Origin of the sequence: Bacillus sp. FF-1, assembly GCF_028548245.1 — a bacterium.
Classification (GTDB): Bacteria; Bacillota; Bacilli; order Bacillales; family Bacillaceae_G; genus Bacillus_A; species Bacillus_A paranthracis.
In genome coordinates this window covers 48,394-65,549 of the sequence record NZ_JAQQGG010000006.1, presented here as the reverse complement: position 1 = coordinate 65,549, position 17,156 = coordinate 48,394, and the positions used below count along the sequence as shown (strand labels likewise).

20 protein-coding genes and 1 pseudogene are annotated in these 17,156 nt (G+C 34.3%); 11 read left to right on the top strand and 10 right to left on the bottom strand.

All coding sequences use genetic code 11. The features are described from left to right. The 5 genes from PQF83_RS19600 to PQF83_RS19580 form a co-directional block, all read right to left on the bottom strand. Entirely contained in the window at positions 1-528 is a 528-nt protein-coding gene (locus tag PQF83_RS19600; RefSeq protein ID WP_000661324.1) for a permease, read from the bottom strand. Beyond that, positions 525-1,007, bottom strand: a complete 483-nt coding sequence (locus PQF83_RS19595) for a hypothetical protein (RefSeq protein WP_000606986.1) — start codon at positions 1,005-1,007, stop codon at positions 525-527. The genes PQF83_RS19600 and PQF83_RS19595 overlap by 4 nt, the downstream gene beginning before the upstream one ends. Next, complete coding sequence (locus PQF83_RS19590; protein ID WP_000683193.1) at positions 1,000-1,341, bottom strand: PadR family transcriptional regulator; 342 nt, start codon at positions 1,339-1,341, stop codon at positions 1,000-1,002. Before PQF83_RS19590 ends, PQF83_RS19595 begins: the two co-directional genes overlap by 8 nt. 463 nt (positions 1,342-1,804) lie before the next feature. Continuing rightward, positions 1,805-2,281, bottom strand: coding sequence for a hypothetical protein (locus PQF83_RS19585; protein ID WP_000601993.1), 477 nt, complete (start codon positions 2,279-2,281; stop codon positions 1,805-1,807). A 223-nt stretch (positions 2,282-2,504) separates the two neighbouring features. Beyond that, positions 2,505-2,630 (bottom strand): YjcZ family sporulation protein, encoded by a 126-nt coding sequence (locus tag PQF83_RS19580; protein ID WP_000540377.1) that lies wholly within the window; start codon positions 2,628-2,630, stop codon positions 2,505-2,507. Between the two features lie 198 nt (positions 2,631-2,828). Between PQF83_RS19580 and PQF83_RS19575 the strand changes: the two are divergent. Further along, positions 2,829-3,074, top strand: a pseudogene (locus PQF83_RS19575) (hypothetical protein). A gap of 347 nt (positions 3,075-3,421) precedes the next feature. On the opposite strand, the gene PQF83_RS19570 reads toward PQF83_RS19575, so the two are convergent. Continuing rightward, entirely contained in the window at positions 3,422-4,828 is a 1,407-nt protein-coding gene (locus PQF83_RS19570) for an alpha/beta hydrolase family protein (RefSeq protein ID WP_000889707.1), read from the bottom strand. A gap of 431 nt (positions 4,829-5,259) precedes the next feature. Here PQF83_RS19570 and PQF83_RS19565 point away from each other — a divergent pair, with 431 nt between their 5' ends. The 3 genes from PQF83_RS19565 (at position 5,260) to PQF83_RS19555 (ending at position 8,428) form a co-directional block, all read left to right on the top strand. Beyond that, a complete protein-coding gene (locus PQF83_RS19565; RefSeq protein ID WP_001158426.1) occupies positions 5,260-5,844 on the top strand; it encodes a CGNR zinc finger domain-containing protein in 585 nt (194 codons plus the stop codon). 116 nt (positions 5,845-5,960) lie between these two features. After that, positions 5,961-6,515, top strand: coding sequence for an HPP family protein (locus PQF83_RS19560; protein WP_001015678.1), 555 nt, complete (start codon positions 5,961-5,963; stop codon positions 6,513-6,515). Positions 6,516-7,672: 1,157 nt separating this feature from the next. Further along, entirely contained in the window at positions 7,673-8,428 is a 756-nt protein-coding gene (locus PQF83_RS19555; protein ID WP_272792309.1) for a hypothetical protein, read from the top strand. 98 nt (positions 8,429-8,526) lie between these two features. Here the strand turns inward: PQF83_RS19555 and PQF83_RS19550 are convergent, their stop codons facing one another. Both PQF83_RS19550 and PQF83_RS19545 read right to left on the bottom strand, forming a co-directional pair. Then, positions 8,527-8,637, bottom strand: coding sequence for a YjcZ family sporulation protein (locus PQF83_RS19550; RefSeq protein ID WP_000505679.1), 111 nt, complete (start codon positions 8,635-8,637; stop codon positions 8,527-8,529). A 149-nt stretch (positions 8,638-8,786) separates the two neighbouring features. Then, a complete protein-coding gene (locus PQF83_RS19545; RefSeq protein ID WP_000400947.1) occupies positions 8,787-9,056 on the bottom strand; it encodes a YmzC family protein in 270 nt (89 codons plus the stop codon). A 382-nt stretch (positions 9,057-9,438) separates the two neighbouring features. On the opposite strand from PQF83_RS19545, the gene PQF83_RS19540 reads away from it, so the two are divergent. The 6 genes from PQF83_RS19540 (at position 9,439) to PQF83_RS19515 (ending at position 13,434) form a co-directional block, all read left to right on the top strand. Continuing rightward, complete coding sequence (locus PQF83_RS19540) at positions 9,439-9,795, top strand: hypothetical protein (protein WP_000501489.1); 357 nt, start codon at positions 9,439-9,441, stop codon at positions 9,793-9,795. A gap of 257 nt (positions 9,796-10,052) precedes the next feature. Continuing rightward, on the top strand, positions 10,053-10,511 hold the full coding sequence (locus PQF83_RS19535; RefSeq protein ID WP_000198935.1) for a MarR family winged helix-turn-helix transcriptional regulator: 459 nt from the start codon (positions 10,053-10,055) through the stop codon (positions 10,509-10,511). After that, positions 10,504-11,088, top strand: a complete 585-nt coding sequence (gene pssA, locus PQF83_RS19530; protein WP_000042029.1) for a CDP-diacylglycerol--serine O-phosphatidyltransferase — start codon at positions 10,504-10,506, stop codon at positions 11,086-11,088. Before PQF83_RS19535 ends, pssA begins: the two co-directional genes overlap by 8 nt. A gap of 22 nt (positions 11,089-11,110) precedes the next feature. After that, complete coding sequence (locus PQF83_RS19525; protein ID WP_000620617.1) at positions 11,111-11,482, top strand: ATP synthase subunit I; 372 nt, start codon at positions 11,111-11,113, stop codon at positions 11,480-11,482. Positions 11,483-11,773: 291 nt separating this feature from the next. Then, the gene (locus PQF83_RS19520) at positions 11,774-12,427 is read left to right on the top strand and encodes a DUF2306 domain-containing protein (RefSeq protein ID WP_001080312.1); all 654 of its coding nucleotides are present in this window, start codon (positions 11,774-11,776) and stop codon (positions 12,425-12,427) included. A 356-nt stretch (positions 12,428-12,783) separates the two neighbouring features. Then, on the top strand, positions 12,784-13,434 hold the full coding sequence (locus tag PQF83_RS19515) for a VanZ family protein (RefSeq protein WP_000556862.1): 651 nt from the start codon (positions 12,784-12,786) through the stop codon (positions 13,432-13,434). Between the two features lie 98 nt (positions 13,435-13,532). On the opposite strand, the gene dhaQ is transcribed toward PQF83_RS19515, so the two are convergent. Further along, positions 13,533-14,531 carry a DhaKLM operon coactivator DhaQ gene (dhaQ, locus tag PQF83_RS19510; protein ID WP_000723358.1) on the bottom strand — a complete coding sequence of 333 codons (999 nt, stop codon included), beginning with the start codon at positions 14,529-14,531 and terminating at the stop codon, positions 13,533-13,535. A gap of 19 nt (positions 14,532-14,550) precedes the next feature. Continuing rightward, a complete protein-coding gene (dhaS, locus tag PQF83_RS19505) occupies positions 14,551-15,117 on the bottom strand; it encodes a dihydroxyacetone kinase transcriptional activator DhaS (protein WP_000204230.1) in 567 nt (188 codons plus the stop codon). Between the two features lie 178 nt (positions 15,118-15,295). On the opposite strand from dhaS, the gene dhaK reads away from it, so the two are divergent. Continuing rightward, positions 15,296-17,047, top strand: a complete 1,752-nt coding sequence (gene dhaK / locus PQF83_RS19500; RefSeq protein WP_000720725.1) for a dihydroxyacetone kinase subunit DhaK — start codon at positions 15,296-15,298, stop codon at positions 17,045-17,047. The last annotated feature ends 109 nt before the right edge of the window (positions 17,048-17,156 follow it).

Below are 17,156 nucleotides of genomic sequence, written 5' to 3'. Positions count from 1 at the left end.
TTACATTTCCTCCGTAACATCATACCTTAGCAACTCTTCCTGATTATAAAACCTCTCAAAAATAAGCCCCATTACATAGAAGAATACTAGCCCAAAGCAAATATGAATGAGTGTAAAAGTAGCTCCAAATGAAGAAAATTCATACACGAGAATTGGCAATTTCGCAGTTGTCCAAACGCCTAAGAAAAATACGATGTACCGAATGCTTGCACCTTTTTTTAATAATAGTGCTGCAATTGGGAAGGCGACGTAGAGAGGACCAGCTGCAATGCCTCCTAATAATAGAGAAAATAAGATTCCGTATATACCTGATTTTTCACCCATATATTTCATGAGCGTTTCTTTTTTCACCCACTGATCAAGTAGCCCTACAAATAGTAAGACAGGGGGGAGGAGAAACAGCATATCTAAAATGCTATTCCCTGTTAGTTGTAATGCACTCCACCCTAAAGATTGATTTATAAAAGTTAATACAAAGAGCCCGAGTAGTAAGACGAAAAAGAAGCGATATCTTTTTAATTCTTTCATACCATCACCATCCAAATGATATAGGAGAATAGAAGAGACATGAGCAAAGCGGCTGCATTACGTGCGTAAGCAAAGCTTCGCCCAAATATCTTTTGTTCCATCGGTAAAGTTGTAAGTCCTACTGACATGAGTGTAGATATAAGTGCCGCAACTTGAGGTAGGCCTGCACCGTGTTGGACTAATGTATTTCCAAGAGGGAATACGACAAAGCTTGGAATAAGTGCAACGGAGCCGAGTATTGCTGAATACATAATACCTAACAATCCGGACTGTTCTCCAATGATAGAAGAAATAAAGGACGGCGTTAATATAGAAAGCGATAAGCCAACGAAAAGCATGATGGAGAGCATCGCAGGGAGAAGGTTACGAAACATTTTCCACGACTTCATTAGAGCATCTTTCGTTTTCTTGCGGTCCTTCATAAAAGAAATCCCAGTAAGAATAATGGCTAACGTGTAAAGAATCACGCCGTTAATCATGATCGGATTCCTGTAAGTCTTTATATTTACCCAGGAAAAAGGATAAGTTCTTCATTTTTTCTTCAATATCCATTTGAAAATCTGCCAGTTGTTCTTTTCCAGCAGACGTAATTTTGTACATCTTTCTCGGTTTGTCTTGATGATCTGTACTTACATAAGATTCAATTGCACCTTCGTTTTCTAATTTTTTTAGTGTGCGATATAAAATGGCACTATCGATTGGATTGACGGGAAGTTCTTCCTCGCACTTTTGCAGTAATTGCCCGCCGTAGTTATCGCCCTCAGCTAAAAATAACAAAAGAAATGCACCTGTATGTCTTCCTGTATGTTTCATGGGTTTTCCTCCTAGAATGAATTAGGATTTATACTGTTAATGACAGTATACTGTTGTTAACAGTATATGGTGCGTGAAGTGTTATGTCAATTTTAATGTGATATGTACTGAAAAAAAGGGGAAGAAAATTTGCTACGAGTAAAGCGCAAATGGGAATGAAATGAAGGAAGCGGAGGATATTTAAAATGAATTGTACAACAGAATTGGTATGGAAGCGATTGGATGTACAACTATGGATGCATCCCATGTAACTGGGGAAATAGCACTTATAATAAAAATGGATAGGTAAACAAGAAATAGAAATACTTCCTTATCTGGTGAAATTCTATCTACTTGTTTATTCTCAATGACTAGGATTTCCAAGTACATAAGAAGGTTATGGATTAATCTAATTCAAATAAATAAAAAAGGCACCTTAGTATGCCTTTTTATTATCGCGCTATGATATGTAGTTAATCATAAACTAATAAACTTCTTCATTTCTCTCTTTGTTGGCAAACATAGTTTTTCTAACATTGAATGTTATGATTGCAAGTATAGAAATAATAATAATATTAGTAAGCTCACTGAAAAACTTATTATTTAATAACTGCGGTAAATTTCCTATCAAGATAATACAGATTGTGGCATACACTAAAAATGTTCCAATCCAAGCAATAATGTAATTAATTAATGCGGCTAGTCTAGGAAAGTTAATAACTAGATAATTTAAAACAATGTAATATAGAACACAGGAAACGATGAAAAATAAAATATCCCAAAAATAAATGGCGTATCCACTTGCTATTGTTACCGATACAGACTTATGTAATGAATAAGCAGCGAATCCTCCTAAAAATAAAAAATCAACTAAAACAGCTACGGTTCTACTCACCATTTTAGAAATTTTAACAAGGATTATTAATAAGAATAATAACAGTATAGGTAATAATAGTATCATTATTTATTCACCTCCAATTTATTTATATAAAATAATTATAACAAATATAGAAAAATTAACCATATCAACAGGTTTAATTTTTAGAATTATCAATTATATCGAGTTGCATTATTTAGGCGGAAAAATACGAAAGATTCTTATCTATCTGTTCCACATTCTACAGAAGGTATGGGCTGTACATCCAAAAATATAAAAAAAAAGACACTCTCAAGAGTGCCTCCCCTTAGCAGCCGAATCCGCCGCCCCAACAGCTAGCGCCAACGATGATTAATAAGATAAAGAGTACAACAAGTAAAGCGAAACCGCCGCCGAAACCGCAGCCTCCACCACAACTACCGCCATAGCCCATATTAACTCCTCCTTCCATAAAGACCATTAATTAATGGATTTAATTCACTTTATGTTTTTACGGATAATCTTGAGCAGGTCCTTTTGAAAAATAAAGGTGCTTAGATTTTAAGAGAGTTGACGATCTTATTTTTGTCACCGTTATTCCGCTGATGACATATTCTATTTTATTCTGTGTATTGGGGGAAGGAGGATCTTTATGGCTAATTCTGAAATGATTTTACGTTTACTTACAGATTTAAAGATTGAATAGCAAGCTTTAAAAGAACAGCTGGAAAAAATGCAAACAGCTGTGAATACTCTTGAAGAAAAATCATTGATTGTGGAAGAAAAACCAAAGACTATTGAAGAAAAACCAGCTGTTGCTGCTGCAAAGCAAAGAGCTCATTCTGGACACCCAACATCTTTTCGTGCTTGGAGAGCATCTGCTCAAAGGAATTCATAAAAATATAAGAAAAGAAGACATCAATTAAGATGTCTTCTTTTGCTTGTACAATCCAAATGCGATAAGAAGGTATATATCCATATTGCTTTAAAACTAAGAAGAAAATAACGATTGTCGACTCCTATTTTAGTATAGCATGTAATAATGAAATTTTACATGTAATATTGCATATATATAGATTATAAAATTTTTATGTTATATATTTTAGTTGTCTGTTATTTGTTTTAATTCATTTACTTATATTATTTTTTGAGCGCCCCAGTAATGGGGCCTTTTTTATAATTGTTTTAAAGGGGAAACCCCTCAAGTATAGTGAGGGGCTACATGACTAGGTAAATGAATAATTATTAGTGTTTAATGAGCTGAAGTTCAGGATATTGCTTCTGAATGTCTTCTAAATGATTTTCGTTTATTCCTTTTAAATTTTGATCAAAGAAGCTAGTTACTAGTTTATTAATGAGTGTATAATTTGCAGCTACATCTTCGTCTGGTTCGTTAATAATAGGTGAAAATGCTGCTAAATCTGTAAAACTAGTATGGTTTGTTTTTGGAATTACCACTGTGTACACGCCCGGTTTTTCAATCGTTTTATTTCTTAAATAAACTATTTCCAATAATTCATTTTGGATTCCGGTTATCTTTTGATTCTTAGCCTCTTTCATAAAATGAATCGTAGCCTCAGCATTCATCAACATGAATGGTTTCTGAGGACCGTCTTTAGGCATTGGATCGCCAAACAATCCGCCATCCATATCAATTGCAGCTTTAATACGCGTATCCTTTACTAACATTTGTGCGGAAGTTGCTCCGCCAAAAGAGTGACCGAACATTCCAATTTTGTCATAGTTAATTAAGTCTGCGATCGTTTTAAAACTTTTATCGAAATTACCTTCTATTACTTCGTTTAAAACAAAAGTAGTATCCTGTTCCCATTTTTGAACTATCGTATTTAAGGCCGTAGGTGTATTTTCAATTGGTATAGAGTCTACACGGTTTCCGTTAGGGAAAATCGTTGTTGCTGCGTATCCTGTGAAATTAAGAGCGATTACTACATAGCCTTGACTAGCTAATTCCTCTAACTGGAATGTATTTTGTTGACCATATAATCCCATCCCATGGCCGAATAAAAGGAGGGGGAATTTTTCTTTAGCTTGAAGTGGCTTAGCATCTTGATAAGAATGTGTTTTTGTCAGCCCTAAATGTGTCGTTACGATATACGGAGCACCGTTTGTTACTGCCAATTGTTCAGCCAGCTCGTTTATGTTCTCAAAATAGGTAGAAGGGTTCCCTGATCCTTTTTCGGCAGGATAATATACTTGTATCATTAACTCACGATTTCTATGATTATTTGGTACAGTGGTTTCTTTTCGATTTTTATCAATTAAATGAAAAGCTTTCGTTCCTACTGTATATTTTCCAGTAGGCTCAGGGAGTGTTATGATCGGAAAAAGTAAAGGTAATGTAAACATTGCGATAGCAGTTACGATAATTCCTAAACCTTTTAAAACTTTCATCACTAACTTTTTAGAAACAGCTGTAGTTTTTGGTTTCAAAAAAACTTGTAATGTTAAAACGAACAATAAGAAATAGGCGGGGATCATACGCCAGTTTGCACCAGTTACAATGATGGTGGCAAATAAGAATGCATAATTGATCAGTAAAATGGCTACATTTTTTTTCGTTAAACCACGTTCGATAAAAATGAGAGTGATGCTAGATAAAAGTAATACAGCAACAAAAATGATTTCTAACATTTTCAGATTTTAGCTCCTTTCCAAATCACGTTGTAATAGATTGATAATTTACAACCTTCTCAATTATATAACTATCATTGGTGATTGTATGCATGTAAGTAAGTTTAGAATGTTTTTACATGACATTTTAAAAAAAGTACTCATACGAGTACTTTTTCTTAAATGGATTATTATTTATTTTTAAACCGTGCCCCACAAATGATAAACCATACCGAAAACAAAAAATGCGAGTCCTACAAATAAAACCATTAAAGCAAGCATTCCATTTTTATTATGTTCCATACAGTTAGCTCCTTTTTAGTTATATAGAAAAAAGCCTTTAGTCGTAATTATGGCTAAAGGCTTTGATCTTCATACTTTACAGTTAATAAAAAAGTTGTACTTCTGTATGAATTTGGAATATGATTATTTAAAGAGTAGGTGATGAGTACATGCAGGAAACAAAACAATTCCCGCTTATATGTGGAAATCTCTCATTAGATTTAGTGAATACAGAGTTAGTTAGGCGTGGACAACGTTATGATTTATTAATAACGGATGAAGATGTATTAGAATGGCTATATGTAATAAAGGTTAATCTTCCTTTTTGGAATGAAAAAACACTTATAGGAATTCAAGAACGAATGGATCAAGTTACATCTAGCATATTAGAGGCAAGAGAAGTACTGAGAAAACAGTTTGAGGCAATTGCTGATCAGCACGAAATTTCTAATGATTTTATTACGTATTTAGAAAAACAAATTGAGAAGGCACCCTTTACATATAAAGTCATTGAACAGCGTCTAGTACCTGTCCCAGTTGGGGAAGTTGAGGATGTACTTGTATCGATAATTGCATTTGATGCTTTAACCTTAATAACAGAAAATAAGCTTATTTCTCTTAAAAGGTGTTCAAATCCCGACTGTGTTTTATTATTTATAGATAAAAGTGGGAAACGAAAATGGTGTTCTATGAAAATATGTGGGAACCGAAAAAAGGTAGCAAAATTCCAGGATCGAAAATGTGAGGAAGTTTAGGGATCAACTTATAGCAGTTGATCTTTTTTTATGCATTTTCAAACTAACCCCTAAAATTAATATTGACCAGTTAGTTTGTTTGAAATATAATTATTGGTAAATAAAGGAGGAGAATGATGAATCATATAACAGCAGCTAAGCAGAAAGAGGCTCCACCAATAAGTGTACGATATTTTGCAAAAATGAAAGGGAAAGGAAGAAGTCCGTTACAAGTAAACATAAAGGACTCTTTGACGGGACTATTAGGGGGATTTTTAACAATTCTCACCTTAACATATTTAACGAGTATAACTTCTACAGAATTGTTAATGGCTCCATTTGGGGCGAGTTGTGTATTAGCGTTTGGAGTTTGGAATGCACCGTTATCACAGCCACGTAATATTATTGGAGGACATTTGATTTCAACTTTCATTGGTCTATCAATATATCATTTGTTTGGGAATGAATATTGGACGATAGCTTTAGCAGTGGGGATGGCAATAGCCGTTATGATGTTAACGAGAACAACGCATCCTCCGGCAGGGGCTGATCCAATTATCGTTATTTTAGGGGCATACAGTTGGAGTTATTTAGTAACACCAGTTTTAGTTGGTTCCCTTGTTATTGTAGTTATTGCTTTATTCATTAATAACATGAGTAGTAAAAGAAGCTATCCAACTTTTTGGATATAATTAATAAGGTGAAAAACAATTTGAGTAAGTATCCCGTTTTTGCTATGTTTTAATTTTCATAAAAAAAATCCTTTAGTCGTAATTATGGCTAAAGTATCGGATTCTCATACTTTTTAGTTTATAAAGATTTCAGATAAATATTAACATCTTTTATAATCATAAAATCCCTGTTTGGGTATATAAACTTATCTCAGTTTGATTGGGGTGTGCATGTCCCTCTAAAATAAAAAACACTCATTAAGAGTGTTTTTTATTTTAGAGTATCAACTATATATCTGGTTACTGTGTTTTTTTATAGTAATAGTAGTTAACTAAGAGCAGGACAAAACCTATCAAAAATCCATAAAGTATACTCATAAAGCATATCATGATGCCAAGAATAATAGGGAATAAAAATACGGATATTTTTCTATATTTAAAATAAATGAAAAAGAGAATGGCACTACTCGTCCAAAATATCCAGCTATATTTTATCTCTTTAAAAACTATATATTCTAAAAAAGCGCCAAGAATTATTAATGGACTCAATTGTAGTGCTCTTCCTACTAAAAATACCCCGGCAGATACTAAATCGAATATAAAATCGAAATCACTATGAGGTCTTGTTGATCCACAGTGTACGCAAATCTCGGCGTTTGCAGATATGGAATTTCCACAGTCATTACATTTTATTGTTTTAAAATCATTATATTTATATATTTAAATTAAAATTATTATAAACCACTACAGCAAAAAATTGAAGGCGTCTTACCGGATAATAAAGATGATTCTACAATAGAAAATGAATGGCAAACTTATGAAGAACATCAGAAAGAGAAGAAAAAATAAAAGAAGATCAGGAAAATGGTACATACGATAAGAAGGATCCATTAAAATACCAATAAATTTAAAGTATAAAAATATAAGGCCCAATACTAGAGTAACTGGTATTGGGTTAATTGTTGTTGCTATATAGAGGAAAACCACTTTAATTTTAATAATATGTATTGGACTCCTATCCAAATATTACTTAAATCTACACTTTGCTATTGTTATCTCTTTTTTTAGTAGACTACTACCTTTTTTTATAATTTGTACAAGCAGTATTTATACTGGAGAATATTATATGTGTGAGTTGATAAAAAGTGTAGTTATTATTGAGGGGAGAATATTAAATGGTGAAAAAACACGGTCCTGATTTTAATTGTTATAAAGAAAAGAAAAAATGCAATTCACACAAAGAACATAAATGTAGTGAGAAAGAAGAGGAAAAATGTAATTCGCAAAAGGAACATAAATGTTGCGAGAAAGAAGAGGAAAAATGTAATTCGCAAAAGGAACATAAATGTTGCGAGAAAGAAGAGGAAAAATGTAATTCGCAAAAAGAACATAAATGTTGTGAGAAAGAAACCTGCGATTCTTCATGCGAGTGTAAGGGAGTCGTTAATTATTTTGCTACAGCTACAAACCGAATAACAGTTAATATTTGTCCTGATTGTAAAGTTAAGGATAGCAGTGTGTTTGTTCAAAGTGGGAGCGTAATATTAAAGTCTACTTCTATTTCTCCACCAAAATGTGCTTCTATTGTAGGTGGAACAGCGTTATTCGCTAGTGGGCTAGCTGAATTTATACTTAGCGGCCTCTTTTATGAAGGAGCATTTACTGTATTTTTGATTAAGCGATTAGGTAATATTAATTTTGCATATTTTACTTTTACTGGAGTTAATGTGGGTGGTATGGCTATTTCTATTACTTTATTGGCAGCTGCTATTCCAGATGCGAATTTATCTATTACTAAATGTAATTCAAATGGTTGTGAATGCGGACAATCGGACTTTAATGTTATTCCAAATGTTAATTTGTCTCCAATTGATCCAAAGATTAAAGCTTTTGTTCATCATATGGATGGAACAATTGAAGAGATTGAAGGTTAGTATACAATGTTGCATCGTTAATGCCACTTATGAAAATAGGTGGTTTTTTTACATAAAGAAAAGACACCCATATAAGAGTGTCTTTTCCAATAGTTTGTTTAGCAGAAGCAAGCAGCTCCAACGATGATTAATAAAATAAACAATACAACTAATAATGCAAATCCTCCAGCAAAACCGCAGCCTCCGCCGCAACTACCACCAAATCCCATAATAGTTCCTCCTTTAATAAGAGGGGAAAACAAAGGGTCACTCGTGTTTTTTAACGGATTCCATTTACTTTATGTTTGACGCCTGAATGTGAGTAGGTCCTTTTGAAAATAAAAAAAGACACCTTGAGGTGCCTTCCGTCCCATTTATTTCATTCATATTCGTTAGCGTAAAATTCTTTTATTAGCTTTATTTCATTTGTATCTGGGTTAAACTTAAATATTTTAATTTGATTAGATTCATCTTTATAGGCAAATGTATGATCGCCAATTTGGGTCATATTACTAGTGTTTAACATAGGATCGCTACTATGGTCAGTGATTTCTACAGGTTTCTCACGGTCCCAAAATGCGATGACGATAATTAAGATGATAAGGCATATACGTATGTTACGTAATTCTCTTGCTAGAGGATGCTCCATATGATAGTCTCCTTTTTCATTTGCTAGATTTTGTGTATAAAAGAGATATTTTCGATGAGAATATAAATAAAAAAGACACTGTAAAAAGTGTCTTTTTTATTTGATTTATGCGCATTGCTTAATAAGACGCTAGTTCCTCAAGTTAAATATGAGTAACTATGTAGGGTGATTTCATTATAACATTTTAACCATTACTGGGTCTATATGGAATTTTATCGATGGTTATGTTTGATTATTCAGAATGGTACATGTAGTGAAAGATATTTATTGCCTATAGTAATTGTAAAATATAACGATGTATATAACTAGTCTTGTAATGAATTTTTATTATATTTAAGATTGAAATAGAAATGAAAAAAGCACAAAGAAGGAGCTGTGGCATATGGGCGCTTGGGGAACTGGATTATTTGATGATGACACGACTTGTGATGTGAAAGATCAATTTATTGAGTATATAGAAGAGGGTAATAGTGCGGAAGAAGCAACTAAGTTCATTTTAGAAGAGTATGTAGATGAGTTTGATATAGAGGAAGAGTTAGAAGAAATATCTTTAGTATATATTGGTCTTGCGGCAATACAATTGGAGAAAGGTTGTCTTCAAGAAGAAGTTCGTAACAAGGCAATTGCATTAATTGAACGTGGGGCTGACCTTGAGCTTTGGGAAGAAGCCGATACGGAAGATTATGAAGAGAGAAAGAGAGTTTTAGATGAATTTAAGCAACAGTTAATTAACGGTTAGTAGTTTACAACATAAAACTTATATATTGTCTAATATATAAGTTGAGGTGAGAGAAACACTTTTGCTTGTATAAAGATGTAATTGAGAAGAATAGTGAAAGTTTAGAGCTTTACGTATGAAAAGGAGACATCTTAATGGATGTCTTCTTTTTTTAAGTATGGAAATTGATTTCCCTTTACACAAGCATAACGGTATAATATAGTTAAGTTAAGTGAACTTAACTATTAAACAAAATAACAGCATGGAGGAAGAGTGCTATGACTAGAACGTATAAAGAAATAATTAATGAAATGAACCGAGCCTATAATGAATTCTACATTTTACTATTTCAGGAGTTGAAAGATGAGTATGGTCTTACAGGCCAGCAAGAGAGTATGTTATTTCATATTCATTTAAATGAAAACACGACAGCGAATCACATTGCGACTACTTTTAATATATCGAAAAGCGCTGTGAGTCAAGTTTTATCGAAATTGGAAAAGCAGAAGATGATTTCAAAACAAGTAAATCCTAATAATAAAAGGGAGTATTTCCTTACACTTGGTCCAAACGGTAGTAAGTATATGGAGCAGTTGTCTAAGTTAGATGATGTATTAATTGAGAAGTATTTTTCTAAAATCGATATAAATGCTTTAGAGCAAATGACGGATACGTTAAAGAAAATAAATAATGTGATATTGGAAGAAAAACAGAAGGATCTTGATTGTAATGAGTAAGAATCTAGATGAAGCAATGAGTAGAAAGGAGGAGAAGCATGTGATGAGTTACATACCAAATATGATGACGATAGCGAATTTTATGTGTGGGATATTGGCCATTTATTCTGTTTTCTTTCAAGATATATATAGGGCAGTCATGTTCATTATTACAGGTATGGTATTTGATTTGTTTGATGGCATGGTTGCTCGGAAACTCGGTTCTGTTTCAGAAATTGGCGGAGAGCTAGACTACTTTGCGGATTTAGTTACCTTTGGTGTGGCACCATCTATTCTTGCATATACTGTCGTGTTAAAAGATTTACAGTCTATCGGGATGATATGTGCGCTTGCTTATAGTGTGTGCGGAATGCTTCGGCTTGCGAGATTTAACACGCAGCAAAGCAAACTCCCGACATTCATCGGAATGCCAATTCCATTCGCAGCCATGTGTCTCCTCATTTTATGCTTTTTGAATAATCCAGTTTCCGTAGCGTTTGGCACATGCGTACTCGCGTATTTAATGGTGAGTAAAATCAAATTTCCTCATTTTAAAAAAGATATATCGGAAAGCTTGAAGTCCGAAAGATGGGAGTAATAGGAAAGGTAAGGAGCAGAACATGATTCGTATGGCATTAAGATCATTTAACATACAAATGTATTGTTTGCTAGGCGTGATGTTACTGGGATGGTGGATGACACCTTTTTCAGCCCAGTTCGTAGGAATAAGCATTGGCCTTTTAGTTAGTATGTACTGCGCCTGGATTTTAGGAAGACGTATCGAAAAATTTGGAAATAGCATTGTAAAAAAAGAAAAAGCACCGATGCTTGGCATGATGAATCGGTTTGCAGCCGCAATACTTGGCGCAATTATTATGTATGAAATTGAACACCGTGAGTACATGTGGACATTTGCTGGGGGAATTATGGTTGGGTATTTTTTGGTTATTATTAATTTGGGGTATTACAGTATGAGAGATGCGGAGGAATAGATGAGTAAACTCTCAAGTATAGAATGATATACTTGAGGTTTTTTTATTATATAAAAAGTTTGCTCATTTTAAATGTATCTATTACTTGTTGCAACATATCCATTAGAAAAATTCCCATTTCAGTACCTTTAACAATATAACATATATATTCATTATTTTTGAAATCTTAATCTATTACATGTCCCTTTTTCGGAGGTATTTCATTTGTCTAGAAGGATTTTCTATTTTTTACAAGAATGAACAGTAACGTATAATCTAATTTCCATGAATGTAATAGGGAGGCAGTGAAATTTGAACAGGAAAATTTGGTATGTATTTACTTGTTTTGCTCTTTTAGTATCTGGTTATATTGTTGTCCAATATTCTATTATGGATGGATTTCAAACAGGGCTTGTAAAAGCGAAACTTATGTATGGATCTAAATTAAGTGAGTTCTGGTATATGATGCTATTTATACATATTACAACGAGTATAGTAGCATTAATAATTGGTCCGTTTACATTATCTACTAAATTTAGAGAAAGGAATATCAACCGTCATCGAATAGCTGGGAGAATCTATATGGTTGGTATATTATTAGGAGGCATTTCTGGACTGTACCTGTCCTTTTATGCTACGGGGGGATTGGTAGCGAAGCTAGGTTTCGGTTTGTTATCCGTATTTTGGCTAACATCAGCATATCAAGCATTACATAGGGTTAAGAATAAAAAAATGAAAGACCATCGAAATTGGATGATCAGAAATTACTCTTTAACCTTTGCGGCAGTTACATTAAGAATTTGGCTACCGTTGTTTATCGTTCTATTTGGAATAGAGCAGTTTGAACTTAGTTACGCGGTTATTGCTTGGTTAGCGTGGGTACCTAATTTAATTATCGCAGAATTATTTATAAGACAAAGACTGAATAAAGGAAAATACGAGGAAAAGGAGGATTTACATTTTTGATGTGAATCTGCTGTCATATTGAGGGCAGAATTTTTCAGTAGTTCAATGTTTTTATAGGTGTAAGCATGTTGCTATCTAACAACGAATAGCGGATTCCTAACGAGAGTAATAATAAAACCCAACATAAAATTTAAGAAAAATTTTATATTTACCCCACTTTTTATTTTAAAAGTTTCTCCTATCCTATAAACAAGTTACATCAAGGAGGAGACTGAAAATGAAGAAGTGGGGATTTTTATTTTTCATATATTCCCGATATTCGAAGACAAAGTAGAAGATTAAATATATGAACAAAGTACCGATTCTTAAACTATGTTCTAAATAATAGATGAAAATGTAAAGTTAGGGGATTCCACATGCATACAGGAGTTTTAATGAGTTATTTGTATACTTATTTTTTTACAATTATGTTTTGTATTTTATTTCAAATTGGATTTTATTTTAAAGCGAAAAACAATATATCTATTCGGCATTTTCTATGGGTATATGTTTTTCTATTCTACCTTTCGCTAGTGTATAAGGTGACGCAGATTGCGACTGTATGGGATATAAGTAGATATGAAACGTGGATTCGTGTAAATCAAATCAACTTGACTCTATTTGATACGGCAGGTAGTACTACGTATCTTTTGAATATTTTACTGTTTATGCCTTTAGGTTTTTTATTACCGACCATTTGGCCGCAGTTTAGAAAAATGAAAAACACCGTATGCACAGGATTCTTTTTTTCATTAGCAATTGAGTTAAATCAATTGTTAAATAATAGAATTACAGATGTTGATGATTTATTTACGAATACCCTCGGGGCGATTATTGGGTATGTATTATATAAAGTATTATATACAGCGTTATTTAAATTGATATTGAAAAGAGAGGAAAAAAAGCTTGATACGAACTCTTCTCTAGTCATAAAATACGAGGCTATTTTTTGTTTAGTGTGTTCATTTGTAGGTGCGATGTTAATTTATTATCCAGCTTTATTTGGAAGACCTGTCATCCTTCAGTGAGGCAATTAAGAATTTCTTGTTAATGCCCGTACGATATTTCAATTTGCAAAAAGCCTTTAACTCGTTATAGTTAAAGGCTTTTATCATCATAATTTTAGTTACCAATTACCCACTCGAGCACCCGCCTTCAACCACTTCACCCAATCCAAATCTTCTACCTTAAGCAAACTGAGTGAAACACCTTTCATATCTAAAGAAGTTAACAGTGTACCGACCTTTACGAATGTAACTTGTAATCCTTCCAGCTCACATAAACGGCGAATGTCGTTTGCGAAAATGTATTGTTCCATTAATGGAGTGGCTCCGAGTCCATTAATGAGGATGGCGAAGTTGTCGCCTTTTCTCCAGCGATAAATGCTTTTAAGTTTGTTCATTAGTTCAATCGCTAATATTTCAGAAGAGGATAGTGCTTCTTTACGGTAACCTTTTTCGCCGTGAATACCGACGCCGTAAAAGACTTCATCTTCGTTTAATGTGAATGAAGCTTGTCCTTTCACCGGATCGTTGGCAGGTGAAAGGGCGACTCCTAATGTGTGTAAGTTTTCAGTGATAGAACGGCCGAGTGCAGTCAGTTCTTCTAAAGAATGACCTTCAAGAGCGGCCGCACCTAATATTTTTTGAACGAAAACAGTACCAGCGACGCCGCGTCTTCTTTTATTAAAAGAAGCATCATCTTCAATTGAAACGTCGTCATTTACGATGATGTGGTCAATTTGTCTTCCTTCTTCTTTTGCGATTTGTTCTGCCGCTAAAAAGTTAGCTACGTCATCTTTAAAGTTTTTTATGATGAATAGTATACTTTTTTCTTTTGGCATGAGGCGAGTTGCCGCCACAATTTGTTCCACTGTAGGCGGAGTAAAGATGCTGCCGTTTACGGCCGCCGTAAGCATTCCTTTTCCTACATAACCAATATCAGCTGGTTCGTGTCCGCTACCACCTCCGCTTATAATAGCGACGTTTTGCTTTAGTTTTTCAATATCTTTTACATAAATGATGTTATTTGTTTCGTCGTAATTTACTTTGTCGTTATGTTCAAAATAAAAGCCATGCAGCATATCTTGAACGATATTTTGTACATCATTCATAATCTTTTTCATTGCTTTTGCCACCCTTTAATTACTTTGCTGATTGCTCCAGTAATAGTAGTAATTGATTGTTTATCATATTTTTCATGAGAGAAGACATAATGGAAGGATCTACTTCGCACTTACTTTCAATCCAATCTTTTATCGTTCCAACGAAGCCGTGACTATAAAAGGAGGCAATCGTATTTTTTGTCTCATCAGAAAGGCTGAATCCGCAGCTCACGGATAGTTCATCAATAATTTTCATATATAAGTTTTTCGTATGCTCAAATAAATAGTGATTAAACGAGTTTTGTTCAATGACTTTGAAAGCATTTCGGTAAAATTTTTGATTTTCATAAAAGTAATCCAATAATAAATCGAAAATATTTTCCCACGTTTCATAGTCGAGAAAGTCGATAATGTTTTCTTTCGTTTCTTCTCTATAGATCCAGCTTAATAGTTCAAATTTATCTTTAAAATGATAATAAAAAGTTTGCCTACGCATTTGACAGTGTAACATAATATCGCTCACTGATATTTTATGAAACGACTCTGTTTCCATTAAATACTTCAATGAGTTCGCAATTATCTTTTTAGAAATTATAGAAGAGGTCATCTGAATCATCCCTAGAATGTTAGTAATATAAAAATCCTATCTATAAATGAGAGCGGTGTCTTTAGACAGATTGTCCATTTTGTCCGTTTACTATAAAACGCTTTCATTTTAACATGGATAGTAAGAAGAAGATTTCAAATATATCACAATATATTAAAGGAATTGAGGGAGAATCACAATGAAAAAGATTATAAACAAACCAGAAACATTAGTAATGGAAATGTGCAACGGAATGGTTATGGCTCATCCAGAGCTTGAGCTTTTGAAAAAATATAAAGTCATTAAGAAGAAAGAAATGAACGAAAATAAAGTAACATTAATTAGTGGCGGCGGTAGTGGTCATGAGCCAGCACATGCAGGGTTAGTCGGAAAAGGAATGTTAGATGCGGCAGTGTGCGGAGATGTGTTTGCGTCACCTTCACAAATTCAGGTATACCAAGCGATTAAAGAGACAGCTAGTAAAAAAGGTACGTTATTAATTATTAAAAATTACAGCGGCGATATTATGAATTTCAAAAACGGAGCGCATTTAGCGACGGAAGATGGAATTGAAGTAGATTACGTAAAAGTGGACGATGATATTGCGGTAGAAGATAGCCTGTACACAGTAGGGCGCCGCGGCGTTGCGGGCGTTATTTTAGTCCATAAAATTGCCGGTGCAGCAGCGGAAGCAGGTATGGATTTAGGAGCGGTGAAAGCTGTCGCAGAAAAAGCAGCTGCTAACGTGCGCACAATCGGTTTAGCGTTAACTTCTTGTACAGTTCCAGCGAGCGGATCACCTACTTTCACACTTGCGGAAGATGAAATGGAATACGGCGTAGGTATTCACGGCGAACCAGGAATTAAACGTGAAAAAATGTTGTCGGCTGATGAATTAGCGAACCGTATGACAAATGATTTAATGAAAGATTTAGGAGTAAAAGACGGCGAGGAAATCGCACTGCTAGTTAACGGTTTTGGCGGAACACCACTGCAAGAACTTTACCTATTTAACAATGCAGTTACGAGAGAATTAGCTGCTAGAAACATTAAAATCAATAGAGTATTCGTCGGCAACTATATGACGAGTATCGACATGGCTGGTATGTCTTTAACAGTGATGAAGCTAGATGACGAGCTAAAAACATTACTATCGAAAGAATGTAATACACCTGCATTTAAAGTAGATGGACCAGTTGAAAGTGTAGAGTACGTAAATGTGCTTGAAGAGACAGAAGAGAAGGAAGTTTCATTTGAACTAGAAACAGCGGAAGAGCACGCTGTGATTAAAGAGAATGTCATCACATTAAACAACATGATTTATCTCGTTGATAAAATGAGCGATATTATTATTAAAAATGAAGTACCATTCTGTGAGTTAGACACGCATGCAGGTGACGGCGACTTTGGAATGAGTGTGGCAAAAGGATTTAAGCAATTAAAACGTGAGTGGCATTCGATTGTAGAACAAGAAAACGTAACGATCGGATCATTCCTTGACGGTTGTTCCATGATTATTATGGAACATTGCGGCGGCGCATCTGGTCCAATTTGGGGCGGTGCATTCCGCGCAGCTAGTAAAGCAGCAGGCGAAAAACGTGAGCTAACAGTGAAAGAATTCGCTGAAATGTTGCAAGCAGCACTGCAAGGCATACAATCGATCGGTGAAAGATCATTCGGCAGAGGAGCGGTAGTTGGTGATAAAACGCTTGTTGACGCACTTGCTCCATGTGTAGACTCTTGGTTAGCTAGCGCTTCAAGCGAAGAAGACATGAAAACTGCCTTTGAAAAAGGAGCAGAAGCAGCGGTCAAAGGAGCAGAGTACACGAAAGAAATCGTAGCTCGCATGGGCCGCGCCGGTACAGTAGGTGAAAGAAGTTTAGGATATCCAGATGCAGGTGCACATGCGCTTGGAGTTATCTTTACGGAGATTGCGGGTAGTTTGAAATAGGAATGAGAAAGTCCCTTTGCCTTAAGGTGAAGGGGCTTTTATATAGTTGGTAGAAGACTATTTTCGGGCTCTCTGTAAAATATGAATTTGTTACTATTTTTGATAAAAT